25 protein-coding genes are annotated in these 25009 nt (G+C 66.3%); 6 read left to right on the top strand and 19 right to left on the bottom strand.

The features are described 5' to 3' along the window. The first annotated feature begins 27 nt into the window (after positions 1–27). Positions 28–1611: a succinic semialdehyde dehydrogenase gene (locus ACF3NP_RS02875; protein ID WP_392398961.1), complete on the top strand. Its 1584-nt coding sequence runs from the start codon at positions 28–30 to the stop codon at positions 1609–1611. 75 nt (positions 1612–1686) lie between these two features. Here the strand turns inward: ACF3NP_RS02875 and ACF3NP_RS02870 are convergent, their stop codons facing one another. The 4 genes from ACF3NP_RS02870 to ACF3NP_RS02855 form a co-directional block, all read right to left on the bottom strand. Further along, positions 1687–3975 (bottom strand): polyribonucleotide nucleotidyltransferase, encoded by a 2289-nt coding sequence (locus ACF3NP_RS02870; RefSeq protein ID WP_392398960.1) that lies wholly within the window; start codon positions 3973–3975, stop codon positions 1687–1689. Positions 3976–4125: 150 nt separating this feature from the next. Next, positions 4126–4395, bottom strand: coding sequence for a 30S ribosomal protein S15 (rpsO, locus tag ACF3NP_RS02865; protein WP_070474158.1), 270 nt, complete (start codon positions 4393–4395; stop codon positions 4126–4128). Positions 4396–4498: 103 nt separating this feature from the next. Next, a complete protein-coding gene (locus tag ACF3NP_RS02860; protein ID WP_239356882.1) occupies positions 4499–5449 on the bottom strand; it encodes a nucleoside hydrolase in 951 nt (316 codons plus the stop codon). Further along, the gene (locus ACF3NP_RS02855; RefSeq protein WP_392398959.1) at positions 5450–6421 is read right to left on the bottom strand and encodes a bifunctional riboflavin kinase/FAD synthetase; all 972 of its coding nucleotides are present in this window, start codon (positions 6419–6421) and stop codon (positions 5450–5452) included. A 31-nt stretch (positions 6422–6452) separates the two neighbouring features. Between ACF3NP_RS02855 and truB the strand changes: the two genes are divergently transcribed. Beyond that, the gene (gene truB, locus ACF3NP_RS02850) at positions 6453–7346 is read left to right on the top strand and encodes a tRNA pseudouridine(55) synthase TruB (protein ID WP_392398958.1); all 894 of its coding nucleotides are present in this window, start codon (positions 6453–6455) and stop codon (positions 7344–7346) included. Positions 7347–7387: 41 nt separating this feature from the next. Here truB and ACF3NP_RS02845 read toward each other — a convergent pair whose 3' ends face one another. The 9 genes from ACF3NP_RS02845 to rimP form a co-directional block, all read right to left on the bottom strand. Beyond that, a complete protein-coding gene (locus ACF3NP_RS02845) occupies positions 7388–8050 on the bottom strand; it encodes a 4'-phosphopantetheinyl transferase family protein (RefSeq protein WP_392399126.1) in 663 nt (220 codons plus the stop codon). Beyond that, complete coding sequence (locus tag ACF3NP_RS02840) at positions 8050–8850, bottom strand: metallophosphoesterase family protein (RefSeq protein ID WP_239306779.1); 801 nt, start codon at positions 8848–8850, stop codon at positions 8050–8052. Before ACF3NP_RS02840 ends, ACF3NP_RS02845 begins: the two co-directional genes overlap by 1 nt. Then, positions 8847–10151, bottom strand: a complete 1305-nt coding sequence (locus tag ACF3NP_RS02835; RefSeq protein ID WP_392398957.1) for an MATE family efflux transporter — start codon at positions 10149–10151, stop codon at positions 8847–8849. The genes ACF3NP_RS02840 and ACF3NP_RS02835 overlap by 4 nt, the downstream gene beginning before the upstream one ends. Before the next feature lie 25 nt (positions 10152–10176). After that, positions 10177–11169: a DHH family phosphoesterase gene (locus tag ACF3NP_RS02830; protein WP_392398956.1), complete on the bottom strand. Its 993-nt coding sequence runs from the start codon at positions 11167–11169 to the stop codon at positions 10177–10179. After that, positions 11162–11602, bottom strand: a complete 441-nt coding sequence (gene rbfA / locus ACF3NP_RS02825; protein WP_181888627.1) for a 30S ribosome-binding factor RbfA — start codon at positions 11600–11602, stop codon at positions 11162–11164. The genes ACF3NP_RS02830 and rbfA overlap by 8 nt, the downstream gene beginning before the upstream one ends. Positions 11603–11719: 117 nt before the next feature. Beyond that, complete coding sequence (gene infB, locus ACF3NP_RS02820; RefSeq protein WP_392398955.1) at positions 11720–14581, bottom strand: translation initiation factor IF-2; 2862 nt, start codon at positions 14579–14581, stop codon at positions 11720–11722. A gap of 105 nt (positions 14582–14686) precedes the next feature. Continuing rightward, entirely contained in the window at positions 14687–15019 is a 333-nt protein-coding gene (locus tag ACF3NP_RS02815; RefSeq protein WP_181888629.1) for a YlxR family protein, read from the bottom strand. 131 nt (positions 15020–15150) lie between these two features. Continuing rightward, the gene (gene nusA, locus ACF3NP_RS02810; protein ID WP_311390267.1) at positions 15151–16170 is read right to left on the bottom strand and encodes a transcription termination factor NusA; all 1020 of its coding nucleotides are present in this window, start codon (positions 16168–16170) and stop codon (positions 15151–15153) included. Continuing rightward, positions 16167–16718, bottom strand: coding sequence for a ribosome maturation factor RimP (rimP, locus tag ACF3NP_RS02805; RefSeq protein ID WP_392398954.1), 552 nt, complete (start codon positions 16716–16718; stop codon positions 16167–16169). Before rimP ends, nusA begins: the two co-directional genes overlap by 4 nt. A 31-nt stretch (positions 16719–16749) precedes the next feature. Between rimP and ACF3NP_RS02800 the strand changes: the two genes are divergently transcribed. Next, positions 16750–17556 (top strand): DUF4439 domain-containing protein, encoded by an 807-nt coding sequence (locus tag ACF3NP_RS02800; protein WP_239306782.1) that lies wholly within the window; start codon positions 16750–16752, stop codon positions 17554–17556. On the opposite strand, the gene ACF3NP_RS02795 is transcribed toward ACF3NP_RS02800, so the two are convergent. After that, positions 17553–19340 (bottom strand): proline--tRNA ligase, encoded by a 1788-nt coding sequence (locus ACF3NP_RS02795; protein WP_392398953.1) that lies wholly within the window; start codon positions 19338–19340, stop codon positions 17553–17555. The genes ACF3NP_RS02800 and ACF3NP_RS02795 overlap by 4 nt on opposite strands. Positions 19341–19371: 31 nt before the next feature. On the opposite strand from ACF3NP_RS02795, the gene ACF3NP_RS02790 reads away from it, so the two are divergent. Then, positions 19372–20058: a YaaA family protein gene (locus ACF3NP_RS02790; protein WP_392398952.1), complete on the top strand. Its 687-nt coding sequence runs from the start codon at positions 19372–19374 to the stop codon at positions 20056–20058. A 10-nt stretch (positions 20059–20068) separates the two neighbouring features. Continuing rightward, positions 20069–20695, top strand: a complete 627-nt coding sequence (locus ACF3NP_RS02785; protein ID WP_392398951.1) for a DUF1648 domain-containing protein — start codon at positions 20069–20071, stop codon at positions 20693–20695. Positions 20696–20890: 195 nt separating this feature from the next. Here the strand turns inward: ACF3NP_RS02785 and ACF3NP_RS02780 are convergent, their stop codons facing one another. Then, positions 20891–21763 (bottom strand): hypothetical protein, encoded by an 873-nt coding sequence (locus tag ACF3NP_RS02780; protein WP_239356902.1) that lies wholly within the window; start codon positions 21761–21763, stop codon positions 20891–20893. Positions 21764–22030: 267 nt separating this feature from the next. On the opposite strand from ACF3NP_RS02780, the gene ACF3NP_RS02775 reads away from it, so the two are divergent. Then, positions 22031–22768 carry an NAD-dependent deacylase gene (locus tag ACF3NP_RS02775; RefSeq protein ID WP_392398950.1) on the top strand — a complete coding sequence of 246 codons (738 nt, stop codon included), beginning with the start codon at positions 22031–22033 and terminating at the stop codon, positions 22766–22768. Here the strand turns inward: ACF3NP_RS02775 and ACF3NP_RS02770 are convergent. From ACF3NP_RS02770 to cobA, 4 genes are read right to left on the bottom strand one after another with little or no spacing between them, the layout of a single operon-like run. After that, on the bottom strand, positions 22765–23019 hold the full coding sequence (locus ACF3NP_RS02770; RefSeq protein ID WP_239356904.1) for a Txe/YoeB family addiction module toxin: 255 nt from the start codon (positions 23017–23019) through the stop codon (positions 22765–22767). The genes ACF3NP_RS02775 and ACF3NP_RS02770 overlap by 4 nt on opposite strands. Beyond that, the gene (locus tag ACF3NP_RS02765) at positions 23019–23270 is read right to left on the bottom strand and encodes a type II toxin-antitoxin system Phd/YefM family antitoxin (RefSeq protein WP_239217144.1); all 252 of its coding nucleotides are present in this window, start codon (positions 23268–23270) and stop codon (positions 23019–23021) included. Before ACF3NP_RS02765 ends, ACF3NP_RS02770 begins: the two co-directional genes overlap by 1 nt. A 40-nt stretch (positions 23271–23310) precedes the next feature. Further along, positions 23311–24270 carry a class I SAM-dependent methyltransferase gene (locus tag ACF3NP_RS02760; protein WP_392398949.1) on the bottom strand — a complete coding sequence of 320 codons (960 nt, stop codon included), beginning with the start codon at positions 24268–24270 and terminating at the stop codon, positions 23311–23313. Beyond that, positions 24254–24994, bottom strand: a complete 741-nt coding sequence (cobA, locus tag ACF3NP_RS02755) for a uroporphyrinogen-III C-methyltransferase (protein WP_269510439.1) — start codon at positions 24992–24994, stop codon at positions 24254–24256. The genes ACF3NP_RS02760 and cobA overlap by 17 nt, the downstream gene beginning before the upstream one ends. Between the last annotated feature and the right edge of the window lie 15 nt (positions 24995–25009).

Here is a 25009-nt window from a genome sequence, read left to right as displayed (position 1 = left end):
TCGTTCAACCATTGTTACGGAGACCTCATGGCTATCACCCGCTTGAAAGAACAACCGCTCCCCGCGGACTTCCTCGACCGGCTGCAGAAATTCACCACCAACGCGACGACCGGCTCCCTGTACACAGGCGAGCGTAAGTCGGTCACCTCCCCGTTCTTCGACGGTGAGCTTGGCTGGGTCGGTGTCGGCACCGCCGCCGACGTGGACGAGGCGTTCAAGCTCGCCCGCCGCGCGCAGCCGTTGTGGGCCGCGAAGCCTGTGAAGTACCGCGCCGCGTTGCTGGAACGCTTCCACGACCTGGTCAAGGAAAACCGTGAGCTTCTCGCGGACATCGTCCAGCTTGAAACCGGCAAGGACCGCACCGCGGCTTACGACGAAGTGCTGGACGTGATGAACAACGCCCGCTACTACGCCAACATCGCCGCCGACGAGCTGGAAATGAAGGCGCGACCGGGCGCATTTCCCCTCATCACAAAAACCGTCGAGCAGCGGGTGCCGAAGGGCATCGTCGGCCAGATCAGCCCATGGAACTACCCGCTCGCGCTCGGCATCTCTGATGCGCTCGCGGCGCTCGTCGCGGGCAATGCCGTGATTGCCAAGCCGGACCTGAACACCCCGTTTTCCAACATCATCTCGCTGAACCTCCTGCTCAACGCCGGCCTTCCGCACGACGTCTTTCAGATTGTCACCGGCACCGGCCGCGAGGTCGGCCAGGCGATCGCCCAGCAGTGCGACTACCTCATGTTCACCGGCTCCACCGCCACCGGCAAGCTTTTGGGCAAGGTTGTCGGCGAGCGCCTCGTGGGCTACTCCGCCGAGCTCGGCGGCAAGAACCCGATGATCATCGCGCCGGATGCGGACATTGAGGCCCACATCGACACCATCGCCACAGCCTGCTTCTCCAACTCCGGCCAGTTGTGCGTCTCCATCGAGCGCATTTACGTGCCCGACGAGGTCTTCGACCGCTTCATCGGCGCGTTCCGCGAGGCCACCAAACGCATCAAACTGGGGTCGGGCCTGAACTGGAACTACCAGATGGGCTCGCTGATCAACCAGAACCAGTTGGACACCGTGCAACGGTTCGTCGATGACGCCGTGGCCAAGGGCGCGACCGTCATCACCGGCGGCACACCCCGGCCGGACCTTGGGCCGTTCTTCTTCGAACCGACGGTGCTCACAGACGTGCCCGAAAGCGCCGACCTGCTCACCCAGGAGGTCTTCGGCCCGGTCGTCTACGTCCAGCGGGTGACGGACACCGACGAGGCGATCCGCCTGGCCAACAACACCAGCTACGGCCTCAACGCCTCCGTTTTCGGCGCTCCCGACACAGCCTGGGAGATCGCCGAGCAGGTGCAGGCCGGCGGCGTGACCATCAACGACGGCTACGCGGCCACCTGGGCATCCGTGTCCACCCCGCTCGGCGGCGTGAAGGAGTCGGGCGTGGCCCGCCGCCACGGCCCCGAGGGCCTGACCAAGTACACCGAGGTCAAGAACATCTCCCAGCAGCGGATTATGTCCATGCGTGGCCCGAAGCAGATGCCGCGCCGGTACTACGGCGAGCTCATGACCACTGCGCTGGATCTGGGCAAGAAGTTGCGGTTCTTGCCGTGACGTGAAACGTCGAGAAGCAAGAAAGCGGGCGCCCTCACCACGAGAGCGCCCGCTTTTCGACGATTACCTGCCGGTTTACTCGCCGTCCTCGACCGGAACCAACGAGATCTTGCCGCGGTTGTCGATGTCGCGGATCTCCACCTCAACCTTGTCGCCGACGTTGATGACGTCCTCGACGTTTTCCACGCGGGTGTTGCCGCCCAGGTTAGAGATGTGAATCAGGCCGTCAGTGCCCGGCATGATGGACACGAACGCGCCGAACGCCACGGTCTTGACCACGGTGCCCAGGTAGCGCTCGCCCACCTTCGGCATCTGCGGGTTAGCAATCGCGTTGATCTTCTCAATCGCGGCGTCCGCGGCCTCGCCGGAAGCGGCGGAGACGAACACGGTGCCGTCGTCCTCGATGGAGATCTCCGCGCCGGTGTCCTCGGTGATCTGGTTGATGGTCTTGCCCTTCGGGCCGATGACCTCGCCGATCTTGGCCACGGGAACCTTGACAGTCGTGATCTTCGGGGCGAGCCCGCTCATCTCGTCCGGGCCCTCGATGACCTCGGCCATGGTGTCCAGGATGGCGTCGCGGGCGTCGTGCGCCTGGTTCAGCGCGTCAGCCAGCACCTTCGACGGGATGCCGTCGAGCTTGGTGTCCAGCTGCAGCGCGGTGATGAACTCGCGGGTGCCGGCAACCTTGAAGTCCATGTCGCCGAACGCATCCTCCGCGCCCAAAATGTCGGTCAGGGTGACGTACTCGGTCTCGCCGTTGACCTCGCCAGAGACCAGGCCCATGGCGATGCCGGCCACCGGGGCGGCCAGCGGCACGCCCGCGTTGTACAGCGACAGCGTGGAGGCACACACCGAACCCATCGAGGTGGAGCCGTTGGAACCCAGCGCCTCGGAAACCTGGCGGATGGTGTACGGGAAGTCCTCGCGCGACGGGATCACCGGCAAAAGCGCACGCTCGGCGAGGGCGCCGTGGCCGATCTCGCGGCGCTTCGGGGAACCGACGCGGCCGGTCTCGCCGGTGGAGTACGGCGGGAAGTTGTAGTGGTGGATGTAACGCTTGGAATCCTCCGGGTGCAAAGAATCCAGGTGCTGCTCCATCTTCAGCATGTCTAGGGTGGTCACGCCGAGAATCTGGGTCTCGCCGCGCTCGAACAGTGCGGAGCCGTGGGCGCGCGGGATGAGCTGGACCTCGACCTCGAGGTCGCGGATGTCGGTCACGCCACGGCCGTCGATGCGGAAGCCCTCGGTGAGGATCTTCTCGCGCACGATCTGCTTCATCAGCGCGTTGTAGGCCGCGCGGATTTCCTTGGACGCCGCCGCGTGCTCCTCGCGGTCATCGTCGTCGATGTCGAAGTCGCCGAGAAGGCTGTCCTCAATGTCTTCCATGTACTCGTTGGTGGCCTCGTCGCGCTCGGCCTTGCCCTTGATGGTCAAAAGCTTGGCCAGCTTCTTGGACGCCTTCTTCTCCACGGCGTTGAAGACCTTGTCGGAGTACGCCGGGAAGAGCTGGAACTCCTTGGTCTCCTTGGCCATCTCCTCGGCCAGGCCACGCTGGGCACGGCACAGCGTCTCGATGAACGGCTTGGCGGCCTCGATACCTTCGGCGACGGTGGCTTCGGTAGGCGCCGGGTAGCCGGCCTCGATCTGCTTAACCACGTTCACGCCGGCGCCAGCCTCCACCATCATGATGGCGACGTCTTCCTCGGTCTTGCGGCCGCGCTTGCGCTCGACCATGCGGCCAGCGACAACCATCTCGAACAGGCAGCGCTCGTGCTGCTCGTGGTTCGGGAAGGCCACCCACTGGCCCTCCGGGTGCTTGTCGTCCGCCAGCAGCGCCATGCGCACGCCGCCGACCGGACCGGAAACCGGCAGGCCCGACAGCTGGGTCGCAGCGGACGCGCCGTTGATTGCCACGACGTCGTAGTACTCCTCCGGGTGCTGCGAAAGCACGGTGATGACCACCTGCACCTCATTGCGCAGGCCCTTGACAAAGGTCGGGCGCAGCGGGCGGTCGATCAGGCGGCATGCCAGGATCGCCTGCGTGGAGGGGCGGCCCTCGCGGCGGAAGAAGGAACCCGGGATCTTGCCGGCCGCATACATGCGCTCTTCCACGTCCACGGTCAGCGGGAAGAAGTCGAAGCCCTCGCGCGGCTGGTTGGATGCGGTCGTGGTGGCCAGCATCATCGTCTCGTCGTCGAGATAGGTGGTGACGGAGCCGTCCGCCTGGCGCGCCAGCTGGCCCGTCTCAAAGCGGATGGTGCGCGAACCGAAGTCGCCGTTGTCCAGGGTCGCTACTGCCTCGGTGATGCCAAATTCCTCGTCCACGTGGACATCGAAAGCATTCTTTGGCTTGAAGTTGCTCAAAAGGATCCCTCTCCTTGAAGGTTCGTGGCGATCATCGGTGCCGCCTTGTCGTGTTTCTCATGCAACGGCCAATGATGATAACAAAAAACGCCCCACCATGCTGGTGAGGCGTTCTTTTTGGGCCGAAGCCTTGCGACGGCTTAACGACGCTTAGCGGCGCAGACCCAGACGACCAATCAGGTCACGGTAGCGCTCGACGTTGTTCTCGCGCAGGTACTTCAGCAGACCGCGACGACGGCCGACGAGCAGCAGCAGGCCACGACGGGAGTGGTGGTCGTGCTGGTGGTCCTTGAGGTGCTCGGTCAGGTTGTTGATACGCTCGGTCAGCAGCGCAACCTGGGCCTCCGGGGAACCGGTGTCGGTCTCGTGCAGGCCGTAAGCCTTGAGGATCTCAGCCTTCTTCTCAGTGGACAGCGCCATGAGGTACTCCTTGGTTGTTTCAGTTCGCGTTCTACGGAAAAAGTCTTCACTGCGCCGCAACTGCCGCGAACCACAGTCAAATGGCGCAAGACCTTGGGAGAGGTTACACGACCGGGGTCTCGCGGGCCAAACCGGTCAACCTGCGCATGAACTCCTCCAAGAAGCGATCCACGTCCACCCCCACGGCCACGCGGGCAGACTTCACCGGGTCGTTCAGGCACGTCTCGTCGCCGATGGTGCGCCCGCGCGTCTCGCCATCCGTGTCCACCTTCAAATTGATCGCCAGCGTGTCCACCAGGGAAGGATCCGCGGCCACCGCGACAGCCAGCGGGTCGTGGAGACCGCATCCGCCGAGGTGCGGTGCCGTGGTCTCGTACGCCTTGATGTAGTAGTTAGTAGCCGTGGCGAGGAAGTCTCCCCCGGCAGTGCCCAAATCCCCCCACTGCTTAGTCTCCACCGTGGTCAGCAACGTTTGCAGGGTGACATCCAGGCCGATCATGGTGATGTCCTCGCCCTGGCGGAACACAAAGTCGGCCGCCTCCGGGTCCTGGTTGATGTTCGCCTCCGCGCACGGGGTGACGTTGCCCGGCACTGTCAGCGCGCCGCCCATGCACACAATGTGCGCGCGCGAGGCGAAGGTTTCGTCGGCCTCAGCCGCGGCAGCCACCGTCGTGAGCGGCCCGACGGGGACGATAACCAGGTCGTCGCCGTACCGGTGCACAGACTGCACCATGAAATCGACGGCGGATTGCTGCTCGGCGGCACGTGAGGCGTCGTAAAGCTTCGCCTCCCCGATGCCGTTGACTCCGTGGATGAACTGGGAAATCTCCATGACCTCGAAGCCGTCGCGCTGCGGCCCGGCGAACACCGGAACGTCCGTCCTACCGAACAGTTCCAGGATGGCCAGCGAGTTTCGCACCGCCTGATCAACTTCGACATTGCCGTACGTGCACGTCACCCCGATGAGGTCCAACTCCGGCGAGGCAAGCGCGTACGCGATAGCCAACGCGTCGTCGATGCCGGTGTCCACGTCCAGAATGAGCTTTCGGGCCATTTACGCCACTCCTAAGATCTCGCGGGTCGTTTCCACGTCACGGGCCATGTTATCCAGCAACTCGTCCACCGAGTTGAACTTCACCATGTCGCGCACTTTGCCCACGAACTCCACACGCGCCATCCGGCCGTACAGGTCCGCGTCGCGGTCCAGCACGAAGGACTCCACGCTGCGCCGCGCGTCGCCGAACGTGGGGTTGGTGCCCACGGAAATGGCCGCCGGGTAGCGCACGCCGGGTTGCATGTCGCCTTCGATCTCGCCGTCGTCGATGATGGTCAGCCACCCCGCATACACGCCGTCCGCGGGCACCGCCGAGGTGTCGGAGGCGTACTGGTTCGCCGTCGGGTAGCCCAGCTCCTTGCCGCCGCGGCCCGCGCCGCGCTCAATCGGCGCGATGACGGAAAAGGGCCGGCCCATAAAGTCGGTGGCCAGAGCAACGTCGCCGCCGGAGAGGTGGTCGCGGATGGCGGTCGAGCAAATCCGCACCTCGCCCTCGCCCAGCAGCTTGACGATGGTCACGTCCACGCCCGCGCGCTCCCCCAGCTGCGCCATGTCGGTTGCGGTGCCGGCGGCGTCGCGGCCGAAGGTGAAGTTCTCCCCCACCAGCACGTGCTTCGCACCCAGGGCGGAAACCAGCACGTCGTCCATGTACTCCGCGGGCGTCAGGCCAGCGAGTTCTTCGCGGAAGTCAATGACCAACAGCGCATCCACGCCAAGCTCGGCGATATGGCGGGCGCGCTCGTCGAGAGGCATCAGCGCCCGCGGCGCGTGTTCCGGGGCGAAAATGGTCACGGGGTGCGGGTCGAAGGTAATCACCACGCACGGCACGCCGAGCTCGCGCGCGGTGTCCACCGCTTTGGAAATGAGCAGCTGATGGCCGCGGTGCACCCCATCGAACACACCGATAGTGACCACCGTGCCGGTTTCCGCGAAGGAATCCGGCACGCTCGAAAGCCCGCGCAGAATATCCACGGGGACTTAGCGTACGGCATACTTCGGAAGCATGAACGATCCCCTCGCAACCTCCGGAATCGTCGTCGTGGACAAGCCCGCTGGCATGACCAGCCACGACGTTGTCGCCCGCCTGCGCCGTATCTTCGGCACCCGCAAAGTCGGCCACGCAGGCACGCTCGACCCCATGGCAACCGGCGTGCTCGTCGCTGGCATCGAGCGCGGGACGAAGCTTCTGGCCCACCTGGTGGCGGAGGACAAGGTGTACGAAACCACCATTCGCCTGGGCGCCTCGACGACGACGGATGATGCCGAGGGCGAGATCGTCGACAAGCATGATGCCTCTGGGGTGACCGATGCGGCGATCCGCGCCGAGGTGGCGAAGCTGACCGGCACGATCATGCAGGTGCCGTCGAAGGTGTCCGCGATCAAGATCGGCGGGCGGCGCGCGCACGAGCTGGTGCGCGCCGGCGAGGAGGTGGACATCCCCGCCCGCGAGGTGACCATCCACGCGTTTGAGTTGGGCGAGATCCGCCGCGCCGGCGAGTTCGTGGACGTCGACGCGCGCGTGCACTGTTCCTCCGGCACCTACATCCGCTCGCTCGGGCGCGACCTCGGCGCCGCCTTAGGTGTCGGGGGGCATTTGATTGCCTTACGACGCTCACGCGTCGGCTCCTTCTCCCTCACCGACGCACGCACCCTCGAACAGCTCGAGGACTCCGCCGAGCTGTCCCTGAGCCTGGACGAGGCCTTGACGCGGGCGTGGCCGGTGCTCGACGTGACTGCCGAGGAATACGACGCCCTGGCCATGGGCAAGTGGCTGGAGCCGCGCGGGCTGGAAGACGTCCACGCGGCGGTGGGCGCGGACGGGCGCGCGGTAGCGCTGGTGAAGGAGAAAGGCAAGCGGCTGGCCACGGTGTTCGTGGCGCGCCCGTCGACGTTGTAGACGGTGTTGGTTGGGCTGCGGTCGCCGTCGCCGCGCCCGCGCTACCGCACGTAGGTGGCCGTGACCACGTAGCCGCAGCGCTCGACCCAGCGGCCCTCGAACAGCGGCACCGGGGCGGGGCGGGCCAAAAGCTGGGAGGTGAACGTCCCGTCGGTGCGCAGCTCGATTTCGGCTTCGTCAAAGTCCAGCCAGCGCCGGGTCATCGGGTACCAGCACTTGTAGGTGGCTTCCTTCGCGCAAAACAGGAGGCGGTCCGCCCACGGGTAGCCGTCGGTCTGCAGCCGCTGCACCATCGCTATCTCGGTTGCGCTGGCGATGGAACGCAGCACGCCGTCCGGGAGCGGCTCGGCGGGTTCCGCGTCCAAGCCCATTGAGTGCACGTGCCGGGTGGACGCAGCCACGGCGGCGCGCAGCCCGTCGGTATGCGTGAGCGAGCCGGTGAAACCCTCCGGCCACAGCGGCATGCCCCGCTCCCCCCGCAGGATGGCGCCGGCCGATTCCACGCCGAGCTCGCGCAGGGCCTGGTGGGCACACCAGCGGGCGTCGCCGAACTCGCCTTTGCGCAGGTCCACGGCGGCGCTGACTTCCTTGCGCTCGTCGGGGTGCAAGTGCTCGTAACGGGTCAGGTCCACGGCGTCGGATGCGTCGTCGGTGAGATAGAACACGCAGCGTGCCTCGGCAGGGAACAGCGCAACGTCTTGCATCACTGCTCAACCTCCATGACCGGGTACGGGAACGGCTGCGCGGACGGGTGACGCTCCCATTCGCGCGGATAGCCGAGAGACGCTTCGATGTGCTCGATTCCGTCGACAGTTGTCACCCCCGGCATGTGCAGGTGACCGTACACGACGGCTTGCGCGTTGTAGCGCTGGGCCCAGGTTCGCGTGTGCCGAGTGCCGCACCACAGGGCAATGTCAGACCACTGCATGCGCTGCACCGGTTCCTGCACCAAGGGCCAGTGGTTGATCAGGATCGTCGGGCCGTTGATGCGGGACAGCCGTTTGGTGGTGTAGGCCAGGCGGTCCCAGCACCAGGCGCGGATGTCCACGAAGGGGGCGATGGCGACCTCGTCGGTCATCACCACGTTGTTTTCGTGGGCCGCGGCGAGCGCCTCCTCGACGGTGAGGTTGCGGGCGCGGAACGAGTAGTCGTAGAGGGTGAACAGCGGGCAGACGGTCACTCCGCCGAAGACTGGGTAGCGGTCCTCCGGGGTGATCACGCCGATCGAGCGCATGGCCTGCACCAGCATCGTGTACTTCTCGCGCCCGCGGTGCCTGTCCGCGGAGCGGCAGAACAGCTCGTGGTTGCCGGGCACCCACACCACCGTGTCGAAGCGGTTGGCAAGATCTTCCATCACCTGGACGATCAGCTCCGGGCGCTCGGCTACGTCACCCGCGACAATGAGCCAGTCCGACGGGTCGGCCGGCTGGATGGCATCGATTTTCGGGCCGTTGCGCTTCACCGCCGCGTGCAGGTCGCTGACGGCCCAGAGCGTGGTGGTCATTCCTCATTCTTACCATCCACGCCAGACACGGCCCACCGCATTGAGCGGAATCTCCACGCCACGCCAATCAACCGCGCCACAACCTGGCCCAGCTGCCCGACCCAGATGCCGGTAAGCCCCCAGCCGAACGCCCCGGAGGCCAGGATGATCGGCAGCGCCACCCCCAACAGCGAAAACAGTGTGAGGTTGCGCAGAAACGCTGCGTCGGCGGCGCCGAGCAGCACGCCATCGAGGGCGAAGACCGCCCCGCCCACCAGGATCATCCCGATGAGCAGGAACCAGGGAACCCGCAGCGTATCGACGACATCCGGGTCCGACGTGAAGATGCTCTGGATCGGCACAGCGAACACCGCGAACACGGCGGACAGCGCCACCGCGAAGATCATGGAGTACTTCAGCGCCTGCACCCCCACGGCGCGGGCCTCTTTCGCTCCCCCGCGGCCCAGCGCGGAACCGGTCAGTGTCTGCGCCGCAATCGCCAGCGAGTCCAGCACGAGCGTGAGGAAGTTCCACAGCTGCAGCATGAGCTGGTGCGCCGCCAGCGCCACCACCCCGATCCGGCCGGCCACCGACGCGGCCGCGAGGAGCGAGACCTGGAACGACAGCGAGCGCAAAATCAGGTCGCGGCCCAGCACGAGCTGGCGTTTGATCACGCCCCAACGCGGCGCCCAGCTACCGCCGTACCTGCCGTTCTCGCGCACCAGCACGGCCACGAACAGCGTTGCGGTGATCCCCATGCCGATCACGTTGGAGACCGCCGAGCCGATAAGCCCGTAGCGCCCCACCAGGATCGGCAGCAAAATCGCGCCGGGGATCAGCCCGCACAGCGTCAGATGAAACGGCAGTTTCGTGTTTTGCACGCCGCGCATCCAGCCGTTTCCGGCCATGATCATCAGTGTCATCGGCACCACAAAAACGGCCACGCGCATCCACTGGGCCGCCCGCACACTCGTGTCGTAATCGCTGGCGAGCGCTTGGGCGAGAGGCTGCGCGAACAGCCCCACAATGAGCGCCAGCAGCGTGCCGACGCCCAAGGCCACCCACGTGGCCTGCACCCCCTCTGCGACAGCCTTGTCTCGCCGGCCGGCGCCGAAGAAGCGCGAGCTGCGCGCAGTGGTGCCGTAGGACAAAAACGTCAGCTGGGTGGTCACCGTGGACTGAATCGCCGCACCCGCTGCAAGTGCCGCGAGCTCGGCGGTGCCCAGCCGGCCCACCACCGCGGTGTCCAGAAGCAGGTACAGCGGGTTGGCGGCCAGGACGCCGAGCGCGGGGAGGGCGAGCATGAGGATCTCGCGGCCCATTGAACGTTGTGTTGCTGGTTGCGAGTTAGTCATCGGGCTCCGGGAACGCGTCGAGAAGCTGGCGAATGACCTCTTTGCGGGTGCCGGTGGCGGAGTAGCCGGCCGCGGCCCAGTGGCCGCCGCCGCCCAGCTGCTGCGCGACGGCGGAGACATCCACCACCACCGAGCGCAGCGACATCGCCCAGTACTTCGGCGCCTGCTCCTTGAGAACAACGCCGACATCGGTGCCTTCCAACGAGCGGGAGTAGTCGATGATCGACTCCACCGCCGTCTGGCTCATGCGCGAGTGGATGCCGACGGGAATCGTCAGCACCGCCACCGACAGTCGCTTCGTGGGCACGATCTGGGTCTTGGCCAGCACCTCGCCCATCAGCTGCAGGTCCACAGGGCCCATCGTGTCCATCAGGTCGAGGGCAATCTGGCGGGTGTTCAGCCCGTACTCCATCAGCTCCGCGGCGAAGACGTGCATGCGGGGCGTGCCCCAGCGGAAGCTGCCCGTGTCCGTGACCAGGCCGGCGTACAGGCAGTAGGCGATGTCCGGGTCAAGCTCCACGCCGAGGCAGCCCAGCAGCTCGCGGACCATCACGGTGGTGGATTCGCTCTCCACAATCAGGTTCATCCCGCCGAAGCCGGGGTTGGTGTTGTGGTGGTCGATCACGATGACCCGCGAGGGGTCCTCCAAAATCGCCGGCATGAGTGAGCCGGTGCGGTCGGCAGAGGCGCAGTCCACGGTGACCACGAGCCCGTCGTCAGGCAGCGGTGCCCCATAGTGGATGCGGCCCACGCCCGGGATGGTGCGCATGTTCGCCGAGTGCGGCAGAGGCTGGCCGATGTAGACCTGCACGTCCTTGCCCAGCTTCTCCAGCCCGAACGCCAGCGCGCACGCGGAGCCGATCGCGTCCGCGTCCGGCTTGATATGCGCGACCACCGAGATCTTCTCGGCTGCGCGCACACGGGAGGCGGCGGCCTCAAACTGCGCCGCCGCCTCCGGAATGTATACCGGTGCCTGCTTAGACATCGTCACCTGTGCGCTTGTAGGGGTCGCTCTCACCCGCCGGCTTCGCGTTCGCGCGCAGCTTCGCCAGCTCCTCGTCCCGGGCGCGGGCGCGGTTGAGCAGCTCCTCCATGTGGGCGGACGACTCCGGGACGGTGTCGCGCTCAAAGGCGATCGTCGGGGTAAAACGCACGCTGAGCTGGTCGCCCACGATCTTGCGGATCTGACCACGGGCGCGGTGCAGCGCCTCTGCCGCCTGGTCGTAATCGGGCTCGTCGTTGATGTCGCGTCCGCGCACTGTGTAGTACACCGTTGCGTCATGCAGGTCGCCGGTGACGCGGGTGTCGGTGACGGTGACCAGCTCCAAGCGGGGATCTTTCACTTCTCGCTCAATGGCGGAAGCGACGATCGTTTGAATCTGCTTTGCCAGGCGCTGCGCGCGTGGGTTGTCAGCCATGCTCAACTCCTTTGTCCGAAACTTTCAATAGTGTAACCCCCGCCCTGCGCGGGTTCGCGCGGAGCGGGGGTTGGCGTCGTAAAGCAATTGCTTTGCGACGGTTGTCACGCGGCAGTGCTAGTCGCGCGGCACCTCGACCATCTCGTAGGTCTGGATGATGTCGCCCACCTGGATGTCCGGGTAGGACAGCACCATGCCGCACTCGTAGCCCTTCGCCACCTCGTTGGCGTCGTCCTTCTCGCGGCGCAGCGACTCGATGGTCGCGTCCGGAGTGATGACGTTGCCGTCGCGGACCAGGCGCAGCTTCGCGCCGCGCTTGACCTTGCCCTCGGTGACCATGCAGCCGGCGATGAGGCCGACGGAGGAGGCCTTGAAGATCTGGCGGATCTCCGCCTCGCCCAGATCGCGCTCCTCGTAGATGGGCTTGAGCATGCCCTTGAGCGCGTTCTCCACGTCCTCGATGGCCTGGTAGATCACCGAGTAGTAGCGGATCTCCACGCCCTCGGCGTTGGCTTCCTCGGTGGCCTTGCCGTCGGCGCGGACGTTGAAGCCGATGATGACAGCGTCCGACGCCGCCGCGAGGGAGACGTTGGTCTGGGTCACGGCGCCGACGCCGCGGTCGATGATGTTGACCTCGACCTCGTCGTCGATCTCGATCTTGAGTAGCGCCTCTTCCAGGGCCTCCACCGAACCGGCGTTGTCGCCCTTGAGGATGAGGTTGAGCTGGCTCGTCTCCTTGAGCGCCTGATCCAGGTTCTCCAGGGAGACGCGCTTCTTGCTGCGCGCCTGGATCGCCGCACGGTGGCGGGCGTCGCGCTGCGCCGCAATCTGGCGCGCCACGCGGTCGTCGTCCACCACGAGCAAGTTGTCGCCCGGGCCCGGGACACCGTTGAGGCCCTGGACCTGCACCGGGCGGGACGGGCCCGCCTCTTCGACGTCGTTGCCCCACTCGTCGACCATGCGGCGCACGCGGCCGAAGTTGCCGCCGACGACGATGGAGTCGCCGACGCGCAGCGTGCCGCGCTGCACGATGACGGTGGACACCGGGCCGCGGCCGCGGTCCAGGTGGGACTCGATGGCCACACCCTGGGCGTCCATGTCCGGGTTCGCCGTCAGCTCGAGCGCCGCGTCGGCGGTGAGCAGGACGGCCTCCAGCAGGTCGTCGATGCCGGTGCCCTGCTTCGCGGAGATGTCGATGAACATGGTGTCGCCGCCGTACTCCTCCGGCACGAGGCCGTACTCGGTGAGCTGGCCACGGATCTTGTCCGGCTGCGCCTCCGGCTTATCCACCTTGTTCACGGCAACCACGATCGGCAGGTCCGCCGCCTTGGCGTGGTTGATCGCCTCGACGGTCTGCGGCATCACGCCGTCGTCCGCCGCCACGACCAGGATGGCCAGGTCGGTGGACTTCGCACCGCGGGCACGCATGGCGGTGAACGCCTCGTGGCCCGGGGTGTCCAGGAACGTGATCTTGCGCGGCTGGTCCTCGAGGGTGACCTCGGTCTGGTACGCGCCGATGCCCTGGGTAATGCCGCCGGCCTCGCCGCGGCCGACGTTGGCGTTGCGGATCGAGTCCAAAAGACGGGTCTTACCGTGGTCGACGTGGCCCATGACGGAGACCACTGGCGGGCGCTGCTCGAGCGCTTCCTCGCCGCCTTCGTCCTCGCCGAACTGCAGGTCGAAGGACTCGAGCAGCTCGCGGTCCTCGTCCTCAGGCGAGACGATCTGCACCTCGTAGTTGATCTCGGCGCCGAGCAGCTGCAGCGTGTCCTCGGAAACAGACTGCGTTGCCGTCACCATCTCACCGAGGTTAAACAGCGCCTGCACGAGCGAAGACGCATCGGTGTTGATCTTCTCCGCCAAGTCAGACAGGGTCGCACCCTGACGCAGGCGGACGGTCTTGCCGCCGCCGTCAGGCAGACGAACGCCACCGATGACGTTCGGCTTGTGCATCTCCTCGTACTCGGCCCTCTTCTGGCCCTTGGACTTGCGGCGCTTGCCCGGTGCACCACCGGGACGGCCAAATGCACCAGCGGTGCCGCCGCGGCGTCCGCCGCGACCGCGGAAACCGCCGCCGCCCGGTCCGCCGAAGCGGGGACCGCCCGGTCCGCCACCACGGCCACGGCCACCGCCGCCACCACGGCCGCGACCGCCTGGAGCGGCCGCCTTGGACGGCATCTGTGTCGGGGACGGACCTGCCGGCATATCAGCCGGGGACGGACGAGAGCCGCCACCCTGACGAGCGCCGCCGGGACGCGGACCACCCTGGCCGGGACGGCCGCCACCCGAACGCCCGCCACCCGGACGCGGCGGACGCTGGCCACCGCCGGTGTTGGAAGAGAACGGGTTGTTTGCCACACGCGGACGGCCCGGCTTCGGCACCGGACGCGGCATCGCGCCCGGCGTCGGAGCGCCGCCCTTCGCGGCCGGCTTCGGCGCGCCAGGCTTCGCGGCACCGGGCTTCGCGGCACCGGGCTTTGCTGCGCCCGGCTTCGGCGCACCAGGCTTCGCGGCACCCGGCTTCGGCGCACCGGGCTTCGCGGCACCCGGCTTCGGCGCACCGGGCTTTGCTGCGCCCGGCTTCGGTGCCGGCTCGCCGCCCGCTGGCTTCGCTGCGCCCGGCTTCGGGGCGCCCGGAACCGGCTTCGCCGCAGCCGGCTTGCTCTCCGCCGGCTTGGCTGGCTTCTCGCCCGCCGGCTTCGGGGAGGCAGGCTTCGGCGCCGCAGCCTTCGCGCGGTTCTGGCCCGGCTTCTTCAGCGGCGGCTTCTTCGGCGCAGACTCAGCCTTCTTCGTGTCGGCAGCATCATCGCCGCCGGCCTGCTTGGCGTAGTGCGCCTTCATCTTCTTCACGACGGGCGGCTCGATTGTCGACGACGCCGTCTTCACAAACTCACCCTGCTCCTTGAGCGTGGCGAGCAGTTCCTTACTTGTTACGCCGAGCTGTTTGGCCAACTCGTGAACGCGTAGCTTTCCGGACACGTATCTCCTCTTCGTTGTTGCTAGGAGCAGTGCCCTTCCGGCTACTTGCCCCTAGACGTGGTCAGTGACATTCATCGCTGATGCTGCTTCATGGTTGCGTACTCATCAGTGTTCAGTCTTTCCTTTTTCGTCTGGGTCTTTTACTTCGTCGCAGTTGCTTTGCGACGACGCAAGGTACGTACGTACATGACCTAGGTCCACCGCAGTGGACAGACGGAGCGCCCGCCCGAAGGCACGGCGTTGTTCCGCCAGCTCGACCGCGTCCAACGAGGGCGTGATCCACGCTCCCCGGCCAGGAAGTTTCCTGCCCGGGTCTGCGAGCACCCGCCCTGGCACGTCCGGATCGGCGACGACCCGCAGCAGCTGGGTATCGGGCTGCGCGGTGCGGGTGGCGATGCAGGTTCGGGTGCGGATCGGCTGCTTGCGGGCAACACCCATCCGCGTCCCGTCCTTTCTCGCGTTTATCGTCGCCGCACCTGAACGTGCGGACACAAAAGCCGTATAACACTGTACGCCAAAACCCGCTGGATCTATATTTCCAGCGGGTTTCCTGGTTACAGCGGTGTTATTTACTCGGCCGCGTCAGCGTCGGAGCGGATGTCGATCTTCCAGCCCGTCAGACGAGCCGCGAGCCGGGCATTCTGGCCTTCCTTGCCGATGGCCAGCGACAGCTGGTAATCCGGCACAGTCACGCGGGCCGCCTGCGCCTCAAGGTCCAGCACCTCGACGGAAACCACCTTCGACGGGGCCAGGGAGTTGCCCACGTACTTGGCGGGGTCCTCGTCCCAGTCGATGATGTCGATCTTCTCGCCTCCGAGTTCGGACATGATGTTGGTGACGCGCGCGCCGCGCGGGCCGATGCAGGCGCCCTTGGCGTTGACGCCCTTGACGGTGGCGCGCACCGCCACCTTGGAGCGGTGGCCAGCCTCGCGGGCGATACCGACGATTTCCACGGAGCCGTCTGCGACCTCCGGCACTTCGAGCGCGAACAAGCCGCGCACCAGCTCCGGGTGGGTGCGCGACAGGTTCACCTGCACGCGCTTGTCGCCCTTGTTCACGCCCACGACGTACGCCTTGATGCGGTCGCCGTGCTTGAGCTTTTCGCCCGGGATCTTCTCCGCCGGCAGCAGGATGCCGTCCTGCGGGTCCGCCTCGGTGCCAAGCTGGACGATGTTCAGGCCGCGGGCCTCCGCCTGCGCGTCACGCTGCACGATGCCCGAGACCACCTGGCCCTCGAACCCGGAGTACTCGTCGTAGACGCGGCCGGCTTCCGCCTGGCGCAGACGGCCCTTGATGGCGTCGCGCACAGCGACGGAGCCGATGCGGGAAAAGTTCACCGGAGTGTCGTCGTACTCGGAGACGACCTCCCCTTCGGCGTCCAGCTCGCTGACGATGACGGCGACGTCGCCGGTTTCAGTGTCGATGTCGACGCGCGCCTTGGACTTGTCATCCCCCTTCGCCCCGGCATCCCCCTCCTTGAACTCGCGGTAGGAAAACAGCAGTGCATTCGCGATGGTCGCCAGCAAATCCTCCATGGCGATCCCCTGCTGTTCCTCGATCGCCTTCAGCGCGTTCAAGTCGATATTCACTTGTGTTCCTTTCCTTCCGCCGCAGCGGCCTCAAGCTCTTCAAACGCCCGATCCGCCAGCTCCGTTTCGGCTGCCGGCGGGGCATTGAATTCAATTTCTACCACTGCGCCCGACAATTCAGAAACTGGCGAAACGCGAACCTCCTCCCCCTTTTTCGTCGCACGCACCAACGCCACCTGAGTCTCCTCCGCGTCGAGCGGGCCCACGCGCCACTGCTCCCCGCCCACCTTGACCCTGCGGCCGCGGTTGCGGCGGAAGTGCCGCGCCTCGGTCAACGGCAGGTCCACGCCCGGGGTGGTCAGCTCCAGGGTGTAGCCCGCGCCGAAGCTGACCTCACCACGTTCCTCGGCGTCGTCGAAAAGCGTAGAGAGCTCCTTGGACACCTCCTCGAGGTCATCGAGTGTCGGATGCTCGTCCGAATCCAGAGCGATGATCACCTGCGACTTCTTGCCCGCCTTGACCGTGCGGATCTTCTCAATGTCCATGCCGTAGGTGCGCGCAACCGGTTCAACCATGCGCTCGATTACCTCGTTCGTGGGAAAAGCCATGCCGACCAACCTAGCGTGTAACGTGCAGCGCGTGAAGAAACTCCTCCTGCTGCCCGCCGCCGCGCTTTTGCTCACCAGCTGCACCGTGATGGACGTCGTGGGTCCACGCGCGAACGGCGAGATCATGGCGCTGGCCAAGCAGGCCTCCGCCGACTGGGTTTTCGGGGACCCCGCGCGGGAACAGTGGCGCGAGATGCGCCAGAAGCAGAGCGAGGAGCTGAAAGAGGAAGCGCTTCGTTTGTGCGGCCTGGACGCGCAAGGGCAAACGCCCGCCTCGTGCGACGTCAGCTACGGCGACACCGACCTGCCCGCCGAAGGTAATGCGTCTGCGGTGCTCGAGCACACCGTCGCCGCCGCCGACAAGGTGCCGGAAGAGTCCGTGGACCTCATCGTCGCCCAGGCTATCGACGCACTCACGCTCTCCCCCGTCGACCTCGAGCCTGTCACCGAGACAGTGTCGGACGCCGCGGACACCGAAGCGGCACGCGACATGCTCGCGCGGGAAAACGCCGTCTACTACGGGCTTGGCCTCGCGCTCGCCTACGCCGATGCCGACCTGCGCGAACGCGTCGGCGAGCTGCGCGAGGCATCCCACGAGCGCACCGCGGCACTGACTCGCGTGCTGGATATCGCCGACGGCGAGTCTCTGGTCCCCGCCGCCGGCTACGAGTTCGCCGAGGGCTACAGCGAGCCCGCAAACACAGAAGAGGCCGCCCAGCTGGTCAAAACCATGCAGAGCGACCTGGTCGCGCAGTGGCGCTACGCCGCCGCGCACGCGGAATCGGCGACCTGGCGCGGAGACGCCATCAGGCTGGCCGCCCACGCCCAGCGGGTCTAGCCGAGGCGCTCGGCGACGAGCTCCTGCACCTTTGCCACGATCTCGTCGGCCGGGACCTCCAGTGTCTCGCCGCCGCGGATCCGCAGCTCCACCACGCCGTCGGCGAACGCGCGGCCGAGGATGACGATGAACGGCATGCCCAAAAGCTCGGCGTCCTTGAACTTCACGCCCGGGGAGACCTTTGGTCGGTCGTCGAAAAGCACCTCGAGCCCGGCGTCAGACAGCTCGGCGGCGATGCGGTCGCCCGCCTCGAGGGCCGCGGCGTCTTTGTTCGCCACCGCGACGTGCACCTGGAACGGGGCGATCTCCACGGGCCAGACCAGGCCCTTGTCGTCGTGGCGCTGCTCCGCGATCACCGCGAGCATGCGGGAGATGCCGATGCCGTAGGAGCCCATGGTGGGCACGGCGCGCTTGCCGTTTTCGTCTAGGATCTGCACGTCCATAGCCTCGGTGTACTTGCGGCCGAGCTGGAAGATGTGGCCCAGCTCGATGCCGCGAGCGAGTTCGACGGTGCCGTTGCCGGACGGCGACGGGTCGCCGGCCTTAATCTCGGCGGCCTCGATGAAGCCGTCGACGGTGAAGTCGCGGCCGGCGACCAGGCCCACCACGTGCTTCTGGGGCGCGTCCGCGCCGGTGATCCAGGCGGTGCCGTCCACCACGCGGGGGTCCGCCAGCACGCGCACGCCGTTGGCCGCGAGCGCGCGGGGGCCGACGTAGCCCTTGACCAAAAAGTCGTTCTTGGCAAAGTCCTCGTCGCTGGCCAGCTCGAACGTGGCGGGCTCAAGCGATGCCTCGAGGCGCTTCTCGTCCAGCTCGCGGTCGCCGGGGATGAGCACGCCGACCAGCTGCGGGCCGACCGGCTCGCCGTCCTCATCTACCTGACGCGGGTCGTTGACCTTCACCATCATGCATTTGAGGGTGTCGGCGGCTTCGGCGGAGCGGCCGTCGATAAGCACGCCAGCCCCCTGCGCCCACTCCACGAGCGCCGCGATGGTTTCGGACGCAGGCGTGTCGTGCTCGACCGCCTCCGGCAGCCCCTCAAACGGGCGCGGCTCGGGCGCGACGGTGGTCACTGCCTCGACGTTCGCCGCGTAGTCGCCCGCGGTGGAGACGACGAAGGTGTCCTCGCCGTTGTCCGAGTACGCCAAAAACTCCTCGGACGCGGAGCCGCCCATGGCGCCGGAGGTGGCCTTGCAGATCTCGTAGCGCAATCCCACGCGGTCGAAAATGCGCTGGTAAGCCGCGCGGTGGTTGGCGTAGGACTGGTCCAGCCCCTCATCCGACATGTCGAAGGAGTAGCTGTCCTTCATCACAAACTCGCGCCCGCGCAGAATGCCGGCACGCGGACGCGCCTCGTCGCGGTACTTGGTCTGGATCTGGTACAGCGTGACCGGGAAGTCCTTGTAGGAGGAGTACAGGTCCTTCACCGCGGTGGTGAACATCTCCTCGTGCGTGGGGCCAAGCAGCATGTCCGCGCCCTTGCGGTCCTTCAGGCGGAACAGGTCGTCGCCGTACTCCGCCCAGCGGTTGGTGGCCTCGTACGGCTCGCGCGGCAGCAGCGCCGGGAAGAGCAGTTCCTGGCCGCCCATGGCGTCCATCTCTTCGCGCACCACGCCTTCGATCTTGCGCAGCGCGCGCAGGCCCAGCGGCAGCCAGGAGTACACGCCCGGCGCGGCGCGGCGCACATAGCCTGCGCGCACCAGCAGCTTGTGGCTGGGCACCTCGGCGTCGGCGGGATCTTCGCGCAGCGTGCGCAGGAACAGCGTGGACAGGCGTGTAATCATGGTTTGGAAGTTTACCGCTAGGGTTTTGCGCATGCTGATCGTGCTCCCGCCTTCTGAAACCAAAGCCCCCGGCGGCACCGACGCCACCATGTCGCTGTCGTTTCCTTCCCTCGACGCCGTACGCACATCGCTTATCGACGTCCTCACGGCCACCGACGTGGACATCCAAATGCGCGAGCTGAAAGTCCCTGCCGGCAAACGCGCGGAGGCCGAGGAGAACCTCGCGTTGCGCGCGGCACCGGTGATGCCGGCGATCCAGCGCTACACGGGCGTGCTGTACGACGCCCTCGACGCTCCGTCCCTGCCCGATGAGGCCCTGGCGCGCCTGGCCGTGGGCTCCGCGCTTTTCGGGGTGGTGCGCGCGGGCGACCTGATCCCCCGCTACCGCGTCTCCGGCGGCTCCAAGGTGGGCGGGAAGACGATGAAGTCGTGGTGGGGCAGGTCGGTCACGGACGTACTTTGTGAGCAGGGATTCGTGGTGGACATGCGCTCCGGCGCCTACCAACAGCTCGGGCCGGTGCCCGGAGCGCTGACGGTGCGCGTGGAGCAGGCCGACACCGGCAAGGTGGTTAGCCACTTCAACAAGCAGTACAAGGGCGAGCTGGCCCGCGCGCTGGCGCCTCACGACGCCACGTGCGCCGACGACGTCGCCGACATCGCCTCCGCCGCCGGGTTCGACGTTGCGGTCGACGGCACGCTGCTCACTATGCGTGTGTAGGTTGAGCTCCATGCCATCCCACTACCGCCGCTACGGACTGGCCGCGTTGATCTACGCCGCCGGGTTCGCCTACATCCTGCTGCGCTGGGATGCGATCCCCGACCCTGTGACGGTGCACATCGGCCCCACCGGCGAGGCGGACGGCTTCGCGCCGAAGACGCTGCTCAGCACGACCCTGCCGATGATCATCGGCATCGCGGTAACGCTGATCCTGCCGCTGTTTCTGCCGCCGAGATCGCTTGCCCGGCACACCGTCGACGTCCCGGCCGACGGCGCGTTGCCGTTTTCGGAGACGGTGGCCCGGCGCGTCGAGAAGCTTTGCGACGCCTCCGCAGACGTCGTTTCCAAAATAATCCTCGCGATGGCCGCACTGCTCGCGGTGATGAACATTGCCATGGTCGTGCCGGACGTGAGTCTGCCGTTCTGGCTGGAGATTGTGCTCTGGATCGGCTTCATCATCTATGTGGTGGTGATCGGCATGCGCGTGACCTCAAAAAGGACGGGATCGAACCGGACGCGGACGAACAGGCCCGCAACGAGCAGTTGCGCTACCAGGGCGGCATGGGCACCTATTCGGCGCCGAACGACCCTATGGTCGCCGCGGTGCTGCCGTCGAACCCGGGCAAGATCGCGGTGAACACCGCCCACGCGCCGGGCAAGCGCTACTTGCGGCGGGTGGTGGTCGGCATAGCTTTGATCCCCATAGTGTGCGTGGCGCTGTCTTTTGCGGTCTAGCTCGGTCCTGCCCTCGCGCCGGCGAAATTTATCGGTTTATCGGTTTATCGGTCGAGCGGAATTTATCGGTTTATCGGTTGCGCCCCTTCTACCTGCGCTAACTCGCCGCCTTCTCAACCATCTCCGCTAACGCGAGAAGCCGGCGCACATCAGCCACAAACTCATCTTCTCTGAACAACAAATCGACCGGCGATGGGCGCAGTAGCTTGACGCCGGCCTTCAGCAGGTTCTTTTCGCGGCGGCGTTCTTTCCGCAGCGTCTCGTCGGTGGGTTTGAACGTCACTCCGTCGTATTTGTAGTCGCCGTCTATCTCCGTCACGAACATCCCGCGGCGAAGATCCACCTCATAGCCGGCAAACATGCCGTTGACGATCCAGTGCTCCGCCACCCGCTCAATCAGAATCGCTCTTCCGTACGACTCGAACGGCGAGCGCGAGTTGTCCACCGCGAACCTCACTACTTTCCGCAGCGTGTCAATGCCTCGCACCCTGCCCAGCTTCTCCATCTCGGCCTCGACCGTGTCTCTGTCCGCGTAGAACTTCAGTATCCAGTCCATGGCGACGAGCCCCTCCCGGAAACCATGTCGCAGCGCGATTTCGAACGCCGTGGTCAGTTCATCCGTGGCACGCAGTGTGTCGAAGCGCCGGATTGTCGCTGGCCGCTTCCTTGCCCGGTGATAGACCGTGTTCGCCGGCTGCTGCTTCTTCGGCGGCGCTTTGCCGTTTGGCAGAAGTAGCTCCACTGGCTCGTTGACCTCGGTCGTCACCACCCACATATCCAACACCCTTGCAGCTGATCGCCCGGCCAGTGCTGCTTTCCTGGCGGCTTTCCCCGCAGCGATGGCCTGGATCCACCGCCTCTCATAGAACGCGAGCCCCGAGAAGTCGGCCCGCGACATGCAGTGCTTCGATGACAGGATCACTGCACCTGCGTTGTCGTTGACGTTATCCCGATGGCGTAGTTTGCGCACAATCTCTGCTTGTCTCCCCCGATCCATGCCGCGATACTGACAGAGGTTCACGCAAAATGGAAGGGCTCTTGCTCATCTGTGGATAACTCGCCGCCATCGTTATCCACAGTTCAGGTACTTGGGAACCTCTCTGTACAAAAGACGATATCGGCATTTACCGTCCCGACCCGACCGCGACCAGGGCTTTTACCGCCGCGTCAGCCCTAAATGCCGATATCGTCGTTAACACCGCCCCCTGGCCCCCGCCCCACAGGTACCGTCGCACCCATGACCGCCTCCTCCACCATCGACACCGCCCGCGCCCTTATCGCCGACGCCTCGCACATCGAGGTCTTCACCGGCGCCGGCATGAGCGCCGACAGCGGCATCGCCACCTACCGCGACGCGCAGACCGGTCTGTGGGAGAACGTGGACCCGCAGGACATGGCGTCCATCGACGCGTGGCACGACGATCCCGACACCATGTTCGCCTGGTACCTCTGGCGCGCCCACCTCGCGCAGCAGGCGGAGCCGAACGCGGGCCACGTCGCCGTCGCCAAGTCGCCGAAGACGACGGTGACCACGCAAAACATCGACAACCTCCACGAGCGCGCGGGAAGCAAGGAGGTCGTCCATCTGCACGGCTCGCTGTTCGACTTTCGCTGTACGCTTTGCGACGAAAGCTCCGCCCAGCCCATCGATCTCCCCAAAGAACCCGTGACAGCAATTACTCCCCCGGCTTGCCCGGAATGCGGAGGCCCAGTGCGCCCCGGCGTGGTCTGGTTCGGCGAGGCGTTGCCGGAAGCCGAGTGGAGGGAAGCGGAGCGCCGCATGCGCACCGCTGACGCGCTGGTGATCGTGGGCACCTCCGGGGTGGTCTACCCCGCCGCCGGCCTGCCGCTGATGGCGCACGCCCGCGAGATCCCCATCATCGAGGTCACCCCCATGCGCACCGACCTGTCGCACCTGGCCGACGTGGTCATCGAGGACACCGCCGCCAACGCGCTGCCTGCTCTTCTGGGCTAGTAGTGATAGCGGACCTGCAGGATTACCAGATCGCCATCTGCGAGCATGTAAACCAACCGGTGTTCTTGGGTAATACGCCTTGACCAGGCACCATCCGCTCCATATTTCAACGGTTCAGGCTTACCAATCCCTTCGAAAGGATCTCGCAGCGTATCACGGAGAAGCTGATTCACGCGCTTCAGCATCTTCCTATCGTTGGTTTGCCAATAGAGGTAGTCGCTCCACGCATCAGCAGTCCAAACGAGGCGCATTACTCATCCAGATCGAGATCATGCTCAACGAACTTGCCGTTGAGGGCATCCTCATAGGACCGAGTCAACCTGCGCCTGTTCTCCCGCGATTTAAACAGGTAAGCAGTCTCTACCCATGCCTCATAGTCTTCTGCGGCCATAAGCACGGCATTGCCATTGCGCGACACAATTTCAACCGCGTCGCGGTCGTTGTTCACACGCTCGATGAGCGGATATAAAGTCCGGCGAGCTTCCGATGCACTGATGGACATTTACCCCTCCTTTATGTGGTACCGCAAAACGGTACCACATTTACGAGCTGGCGCGGAGCACCGTGAAGGTCCTACCGCGCGCGACCTGCTCCACGGACGCGAAGTGGCGCTCCACCTCGCCGCGGTAGCGCAGGTGCGAATTGTGCACCAGATACAGCGCCCCGCCGGGGGCGAGCAGACGCACGGAGGCGTCGATGAGGTGCTGCACTAACGTGGCGTCGACGGTGGTGCCGTCGTGGAACGGCGGGTTCAGCGCGATTGTGTCGAAGGACGCGTCCGGCAATCGGGAGCCGGCGTCATCCCACGTCGCCTCCAGCCCGATGGCGCGGGCGGAGAGCACCGCATCGGCGTCCGCGTCCGTGGCGACGCCGCCCAAGCCCCGGGTGACGGAGCCGTTGCCGCAGCCCAGGTCGAGAAGCCGGCCGGGCTCGGCGGGCAGGCAGGAGCGAAGCAGCTCCCCGCCCCGGTCCGGTTTTGCGCCGGAGAAAACTCCGCCGACGGCGACGAGGCCGTCGTAAAGCAATGGCTCATACGACACCTCGCGGGGGCCGGAGGCGACCAGGCAGCGAAACTTGCCGCGGCCGAGCGAGGCGGCAACTTCTTCGAACGACTCCCCCAACGTCGCGTTCATGCTGCGTGCGAGGTGTTTATTGTTCGCGCCGAGCACGAGGCGCACTTCGTCGAAGCCTGCGCCCGCGATAGAACGCGCCAGGTAATCCAGCCGCGCCAGGGACTTCGGCATCTCTCCGACCGCAACGGCAGCCCCGGTCGCGCCGGCGAGGTACTCGTCCAGGCGCACGTCCCCGGCCACCTCGGCGCCGAGCGACCGGGCCTGCTGGCTGCGCGTGTAGTCCGAGTCGCAGAACAGCACGGGCGTGCCCGTCGCGACCGCCGCGCGGGTCAGGTCCAGGGTCGGGTCGTGGCAGATGAGCACTGTCCTTTGACCACCGTCAGCCGCGCCGAAGGCGACATCCCAGATCAAGCTATCCAGCGTGCGCAAGGCCCGCGACCTCCCCCACCACGTACACGGCGGGCGCGGCGACGCCTTCGGCCTCCATCACGTCAGCCAAGGTCGCCGCGGTGGCGAAGTACACGCGCTGCGCGTCGGTCTCGCCCTCCTGGATCACGGCGGCGGGAGTGTCCCCGGACAGCCCGGCCTCCACCAGCGCCGCCGTGATCGCGCGCACGTTGCGCACGCCCATCACCACCACGATCGTGCCACCGACGCGAGCGAGCGCACCCCAGTCCACCAGCGACTTCTCGTGCCCGGGCGGCAGGTGCCCGGAGACCACCGTGAACGCGTGCGTCACCCCGCGCTGGGTCACCGGCACCGAAGCGGCGGCCGGCACGGACACCGCAGAGGTCACGCCCGGCACCACCGAGCACTCCAGCCCGGCGGCGGCGCACGCCTGTAGCTCCTCGAAACCGCGGCCGAACACGTACGGGTCGCCGCCTTTGAGCCGGACCACGTGCTTGCCGGCGCGCCCAAACTCCACGAGCATCTCGTTGATCCGCTCCTGCGCCACCTGCCTCGCGTACGGCAGCTTCGCCACGTCCACGACCTCTTTGCCGGTCAGGTCCAAAAAGCCCTCCAGCTCAGCGGAGGGGCCGAGGTGGTCGGCGAGGATGACGTCGGCAGCCTCGAGCGCGCGCAGTCCGCGGATGGTCAGCAGGTCCCACGCGCCTGGGCCGCCACCTACGAGTGTGATGTGGCCGGTAGTCATAGCCAATCAGTTTAG

Origin of the sequence: Corynebacterium lehmanniae, assembly GCF_043161975.1 — a bacterium.
Classification (GTDB): domain Bacteria; phylum Actinomycetota; class Actinomycetes; order Mycobacteriales; family Mycobacteriaceae; genus Corynebacterium; species Corynebacterium lehmanniae.
Note: the sequence above shows the minus strand (reverse complement) of the source record. Positions and strands in the feature narration are given on the sequence as shown.